General features: G+C 72.0%; 6 protein-coding genes. 5 read left to right on the top strand and 1 reads right to left on the bottom strand.

What is annotated here, in order from left to right:
* The first annotated feature begins 785 nt into the window (after positions 1–785).
* From ACTWQJ_RS45290 to ACTWQJ_RS45275, 4 genes are all read left to right on the top strand, one after another.
* Positions 786–2,579 carry a thiamine pyrophosphate-requiring protein gene (locus ACTWQJ_RS45290; RefSeq protein ID WP_443312219.1) on the top strand — a complete coding sequence of 598 codons (1,794 nt, stop codon included), beginning with the start codon at positions 786–788 and terminating at the stop codon, positions 2,577–2,579.
* Between the two features lie 80 nt (positions 2,580–2,659).
* Positions 2,660–3,043 (top strand): DUF2795 domain-containing protein, encoded by a 384-nt coding sequence (locus tag ACTWQJ_RS45285; RefSeq protein ID WP_443312218.1) that lies wholly within the window; start codon positions 2,660–2,662, stop codon positions 3,041–3,043.
* Complete coding sequence (locus ACTWQJ_RS45280) at positions 3,043–3,501, top strand: CBS domain-containing protein (protein ID WP_443312220.1); 459 nt, start codon at positions 3,043–3,045, stop codon at positions 3,499–3,501. The genes ACTWQJ_RS45285 and ACTWQJ_RS45280 overlap by 1 nt, the downstream gene beginning before the upstream one ends.
* 20 nt (positions 3,502–3,521) lie before the next feature.
* Positions 3,522–4,064, top strand: coding sequence for a type 1 glutamine amidotransferase domain-containing protein (locus ACTWQJ_RS45275; RefSeq protein ID WP_443312217.1), 543 nt, complete (start codon positions 3,522–3,524; stop codon positions 4,062–4,064).
* A gap of 54 nt (positions 4,065–4,118) precedes the next feature.
* Here the strand turns inward: ACTWQJ_RS45275 and ACTWQJ_RS45270 are convergent, their stop codons facing one another.
* Positions 4,119–4,469, bottom strand: a complete 351-nt coding sequence (locus ACTWQJ_RS45270; protein WP_443312216.1) for a DUF6158 family protein — start codon at positions 4,467–4,469, stop codon at positions 4,119–4,121.
* 57 nt (positions 4,470–4,526) lie between these two features.
* Here ACTWQJ_RS45270 and ACTWQJ_RS45265 point away from each other — a divergent pair, with 57 nt between their 5' ends.
* Positions 4,527–5,621: a baeRF2 domain-containing protein gene (locus ACTWQJ_RS45265; protein ID WP_443312215.1), complete on the top strand. Its 1,095-nt coding sequence runs from the start codon at positions 4,527–4,529 to the stop codon at positions 5,619–5,621.
* Positions 5,622–5,747 lie beyond the last annotated feature (126 nt).

Below are 5,747 nucleotides of genomic sequence, written 5' to 3'. Positions count from 1 at the left end.
GGGAGCAGCCGATCCAGCAGGGGGCGGAGCAGCCGATCCACCGGGAGGCGGAGCAGCCGATCCACCGGGAGGCGGAGCAGCCGATCCAGCAGGGGGCGGAGCAGCCGATCCACCGGGAGGCGGAGCAGCCGATCCAGCAGGGGGCGGAGCAGCCGATCCACCGGGAGGCGGAGCAGCCGATCCAGCAGGGGGCGGGAGGGCCGGGAGGCTCGCGGCGGGCGGGATGCGGGCGGTCCCCCGGTATGCGGGCCCGGACAGTGCGTTGTCGTTGCCGGGCACCAGGCTCAGTTTCAGGGTCCCCCCGGCGAACGCCTTGGACTTCGCCACCACAGTGGCGGGCGCCTTCCCTCCGAAGGGATCGCAGGACACGGAGATGGTGACGCTGCCGCCCGGTCGGCTGGCGGCGGGTCTGACCTCCGCAGCCGGATCCGCCGAGGCGACGGGAACGGCACTGGCCAGCACAGCCCCGGCCAGAATGGCGACGGACAGGACACGGGCGCTGCTTGGGCGCATGGGACGGACTCCTTGGACCGATCGGACCGACGGCGACGGGGGCACGAGGACCGCGTCCCCACAGCCATCACAGCCCTCCCGTCAATGGGGACGCGCGCGGCGGGACCCCATTGGCGGGACGTCAACGCTCGTGTGGGTGATCCGCCCCCGGCCCGGTCGGCAAGCACCCGGCAGGTTTTCCACAGGGGCGGGGGGTGACTCGTAGGGATGCCGACAACCCTGCCGACACCCCCTTACGCGACTCACTTCCTACGTCCGGAAGGACGCCTCACATGAGCACCAAGGTCTCCGACCACGTCCTGCAGCGGCTGCGCGAGTGGGGTGTGGAGCACGTCTTCGGCTACCCCGGCGACGGGATCAACGGGCTGCTCGCCGCCTGGGGCCGCGCCGACGACCGGCCGCGGTTCATCCAGTCCCGGCACGAGGAGATGTCCGCGTTCCAGGCGGTCGGCTACGCCAAGTTCGGCGGCCGTCTCGGAGTGTGCGCGGCGACCTCGGGGCCGGGCGCGATCCACCTGCTCAACGGTCTGTACGACGCCAAGCTGGACCATGTTCCGGTGCTGGCGATCGTCGGCCAGACGCACCGCAGCGCGATGGGCGGCTCGTACCAGCAGGAGGTGGACCTGCACGCGCTGTTCAAGGACGTCGCCTCCGACTTCCTGGAGACGGTGACGGTTCCGGAGCAGTTGCCGAACGTGCTGGACCGGGCGATCCGCACCGCGTACGCCCGCCGTTCCCCCACCGCGGTCATCATCCCCGGCGACGTGCAGGAGCTCGACTACTCGCCGCCCACCCACGAGTTCAAGATGGTGCCCTCCAGCCTGGACCGCAGCGCGTGGACGGCGATTCCCTCCGAGGAGTCCCTGCACCGGGCCGCGGACGTCCTCAACGCCGGTGACAAGGTGGCGATTCTCGTCGGCCAGGGCGCGGCGGGCGCACGGTCGGAGGTGGAGCGGATCGCCGAGCTGCTCGGTGCGGGCGTCGCCAAGGCGCTGCTCGGCAAGGACGTGCTCAGCGACGAACTGCCGTACGTCACCGGCTCGATCGGTCTGCTGGGCACCCGTCCGTCGTACGAGCTGATGCGGGACTGCGACACGCTGCTGACCATCGGCTCCTCGTTCCCGTACACACAGTTCATGCCGGAGTTCGGCAAGGCGCGCGGGGTGCAGATCGACATCGATCCGCACATGGTCGGGATGCGTTATCCGTACGAGGTGAATCTCGTCGGCGACGCCAGGGAGACCCTCCAGCGGCTCATCCCGCTGCTGGACGGCGAGCGCGGGCGCGAGTGGTTCGACACGGTGTGCGCGAACGTGACGCGCTGGCGCGAGGTGATGGAGCGCCGGGCGGGGCTGTCGGCCGATCCGATCAACCCGGAGTACGTGGCCAGCGCCCTGGACCCGCTGCTGCCGGCCGACGCGATCATCACGTCCGACTCGGGGTCGGCCGCGAACTGGTACGCCCGGCACCTGACGATGCGGCCCGGCATGCGCTCCTCGCTCTCCGGGACGCTGGCGACGATGGGCTGCGGCGTGCCGTACGCGATCGGCGCGAAGTTCGCCCATCCGGACCGGCCGGCGATCGCGCTGGTCGGGGACGGGGCGATGCAGATGAACGGGCTCGCCGAGCTGATCACGGCGGCGAAGTACTTCGACCGCTGGCAGGATCCGCGGCTGGTGGTCGGCGTCTGGAACAACCATGACCTGAACCAGGTGACGTGGGAGATGCGGGCCATGGAGGGCGCCCCGTCCTTCCTGCCCTCGCAGGAGATCCCGGACGTGCAGTACGCCGCCTTCGCCCGCTCCCTGGGCCTGACCGGCGTGCGCGTGGAGAAGCCGGGGGACGTCGAGGCGGGCTGGCGGGCCGGTCTGGAGGCCGACGGTCCCGCGGTGATCGAGTTCCTCACGGACCCGGCGGTGCCGCCGATCCCGCCGCACGCGACATGGGAGCAGATGGAGGCGACGGCCGCGTCGATCCTGAAGGGCGACGCCGACCGCGGCTCCATGATCAAGCAGGGCCTGAAGGCGAAGGTGCAGGAGTTCCTGCCGGGCCGGCAGAAGAAGTAGGCGGTTGTGCGGCGCCGTGCCGGTGTCGCCGCCCGCCCTCCGGGTACGCGGTGCGCACCCCCGAATATCTGGAGCACGACATGCAGCGAGGCAGTGACCGGCTGAGCGTCCACCGGGACGAGGAGATGAAGCACGAACTGCAGGGGCTGCTCAGGTCGGGCCACCCCACCCGCACGGAGGAGTGGAACGATCCCGAGCCCGTGGCCGAGGACGATCTCCGGATCGCAGGCGGGCCGGCCATGCCGGGCTCCCTTGCGGAGATCCGGCTGGAGCTGGGCCGCATTCTGGGCCGCAGCGCGTTTCCCGCGGGACCGGGCGAGCTGATGAGCGCCCTGCGCCGCCGGAACGTGCCCGACGCCCTGATCGAGCCGCTGCGGCGACTGCCCCGTTCGGCGCGTTACGGCAACGTCCAGGAGCTGGCGGAGGCCCTGACGCGCGGTGAGCGACGGGAGGAGGGGCCATGATGGCCGATTTCGTGCGGGAGGTGATGACGCCGGGCGTGGTCGCCGTCCGTCCGGACGCCTCGGTGGTGGAGGCGGCGCAGCTGATGCGCGCCCAGGACATCGGCGATGTGGTGGTGGCCGACGGACAGCAGGTGGTCGGCATACTCACCGACCGTGACATCACGGTGCGTGCCGTGGCCGAGGGTCTCGATCCGCTCACCGTGAGCGCACGGTCGGTGTGCACACCGCACCCCGTCATGGTGTCGCCGCAGGACCCGGTGTCGACGGCGGTCGCGCTGATGCGCGAGAAGGCCGTACGCAGGCTGCCGGTCGTGGAGAACGGCCTCCCCGTGGGAATGGTGAGTCTCGGGGACCTGGCGGTCGCGCAGGACCCGGACAGCGCGCTCGCCGACATCAGCCGGGCCGAACCGGACCACGGCCTCCACCCGGCCGCCCCCGACATCCGGGGACCGGTGTGACGAAGGGACGGTGAACCGTCATGCGCATCGCGTTTCTCACCGCACCCGAGGGCGTCGAACAGGTCGAGCTGACCGACCCCTGGCAGGCAGCCGTCGAGGCCGGCCACGATCCCGTGCTCGTGTCGACGAAGCCGGGCGAGGTGCAGGCCTTCCATCACCTCGACAGGGCGGACACGTTCGCCGTCGACGAGGTGGTGGGCGAGACGTCGGCCGACTCCTTCGACGGCCTGGTGCTGCCGGGCGGTGTGGCCAATCCCGACTTCCTGCGGATGAACCCCAAGGCCGTGGCGTTCGTCCGGGACTTCTTCGAGCAGGGCCGGCCGGTCGCCGCGATCTGCCATGCGCCGTGGACGCTGGTCGAGGCCGACGTCGTACGGGGCCGGGTGCTGACCTCCTGGCCGAGCGTGCGGACCGACATCCGCAACGCGGGCGGCACCTGGGTGGACGAACAGGTCAAGGTCTGCGACCACGGCTCGAACAAGCTGGTCACGAGCCGCAAGCCGAACGACCTCAAGGCGTTCTGCGCGGCGTTCCTGGAGGTGTTCGCGAAGGAGACGGCGTAACAGGACCGGCCGAAAGGGGACGGTCGTCAGGGGACCGGCCGTCCCGCCGTCGTGTCACGTGCCGGGGCTGCGGTCCGGGCCCGGTTCGGTCGCGGCGGCGCCCTGCCCCCACTTCCCGACCGGGGTCTGCCGTCCGCCGGACCCGTCACAGACCGCGGCCCGCTCCCGGGCGCCCTCACGGGTGCGCCCCGGGGAGACGAAGCGGCGCGGATTGCGGCGCAGGTACTCGCCCTCCAGCTGGGCCATGCGTTCGTTGTGGGCGCGCAGCGCGTCGTTCGAGCCGTACAGCAGGGTGTCGTGGCGCGTGCGGTGGATGGTCTCCAGCTCCTTCATGAGCTGCTGGTCGTCCAGCCGACCCGGTTCGACTCCGGTCATGGTGGTGCCCCGCTCATTGTGTTCATTCATGGGGTACGGGTACCCGCCCGGCAAGCATTACCCCCGAGCGGCAACCGGGAGGGAGCCATGGATCTCGCGTTCCTGCATCCACTCTACGAACATCCGGGGCCCTGGGCCTCCGTGTACGTCGACCTCTCCCGGCACGCGGAGGACACGCCCCACGAGCGGCATCTGACGGCCGAGGCGATGTCCCGGGAACTCGCGGGTCAGGGCACCGACGAGGCGACCTGCCGGGCCGTACGCGACGCGATCGAGGAGCTGAAACACTCGCCGGAGCCGCACGGCCGGGCCCTGTTCGCCCGCGCCGGTGAGGTGGTCCTCGACCCGCCGCTGGCCCGCGCCCCGCAGGGCGGCTGGGCGCAGTGGGCGCCGCTGCCCCGCGCCGCCCCGCTGCTCGACCTGACCGGCGAGGACGCCGTGGCCGTCGTGGCGTACGTCGACCGCAAGGGCGCCGACTTCGAGCTGCGCAGCGCGCTGGTCCGGGAGAAGGCCGGTTCGGTCGCCGGACGCCAGTGGCCGGTGCACCGTACGAGCAGCGTGGACTGGTCGGAGCGGCACTTCCAGCTGCGGGTGGAGAACACCTGGGAGCACAACGCGGCGGAGATCGCCGACGCGCTCGCGGTGTGCCAGGAGGAGACCCTGGCCGATCTGCTGATCCTGGTCGGCGAGGACCGGGAGCGGCGGGCCGTGCACGAGCGGCTGCCGCAGCGGCTGCACGACCGGGTGGTGGAGGCCCCGCACGGCACGGGCAGCCGGCTCCTCGACGCGGACGTGGAGGAGGCCCGCGCCACCCATGTGCGCCGGCATGCCGAGGCCGAGCTGGAACGGTTCCTGGCGGCCCGTGCGCAGGCGGCGGAGGGCGTGCCCGCAGTGATCGAGGCGGCCCGGGAGCGCCGGATCGATGAGCTGGTCGTCCGCCCGGACGGCCCCGACACGCACCGCGAGGTGTGGGTCGGGGAGGACCCGGACCAGCTGGCGGTGCGCCGTACGGACCTGAAGATCCTCGGCGAGCAGCACTCCTGGTCCGCCCGCGCGGACGACGCGCTGATCCGTTCGGCGGTGGCGACGGCCGCACCGGCGATCTCACTGACCCCGGCCGAGGCGGCACGCGAGCAGGACGTACCGGCGGGCGGCCTGGGCGCACTGCTGCGCTGGACGTGAACCGCGCTAGCGGGCCCGCTCCACGCGGCGTTCGTCCCATACCGGTTCCGGGGTCTCGCGGACCCGGCCGTCGCTGCCGAAGACCAGGTAGCGGTCGAAGGAGCGGGCGAACCAGCGGTCGTGGGT

This window comes from Streptomyces sp. KR55 (assembly GCF_052245645.1).
In the GTDB taxonomy this organism is placed as follows: domain Bacteria; phylum Actinomycetota; class Actinomycetes; order Streptomycetales; family Streptomycetaceae; genus Streptomyces; species Streptomyces flavusporus.
Note: the sequence above shows the minus strand (reverse complement) of the source record. Positions and strands in the feature narration are given on the sequence as shown.

Coding starts and splice junctions, on each gene's coding strand:
- ACTWQJ_RS45290 (WP_443312219.1), top strand. CDS start 786: ATGAGCACCAAGGTCTCCGACCACGTCCTGCAGCGGCTGCGCGAGTGG.
- ACTWQJ_RS45280 (WP_443312220.1), top strand. CDS start 3,043: ATGGCCGATTTCGTGCGGGAGGTGATGACGCCGGGCGTGGTCGCCGTC.
- ACTWQJ_RS45285 (WP_443312218.1), top strand. CDS start 2,660: ATGCAGCGAGGCAGTGACCGGCTGAGCGTCCACCGGGACGAGGAGATG.
- ACTWQJ_RS45275 (WP_443312217.1), top strand. CDS start 3,522: ATGCGCATCGCGTTTCTCACCGCACCCGAGGGCGTCGAACAGGTCGAG.
- ACTWQJ_RS45265 (WP_443312215.1), top strand. CDS start 4,527: ATGGATCTCGCGTTCCTGCATCCACTCTACGAACATCCGGGGCCCTGG.
- ACTWQJ_RS45270 (WP_443312216.1), bottom strand. CDS start 4,469: ATGAATGAACACAATGAGCGGGGCACCACCATGACCGGAGTCGAACCG.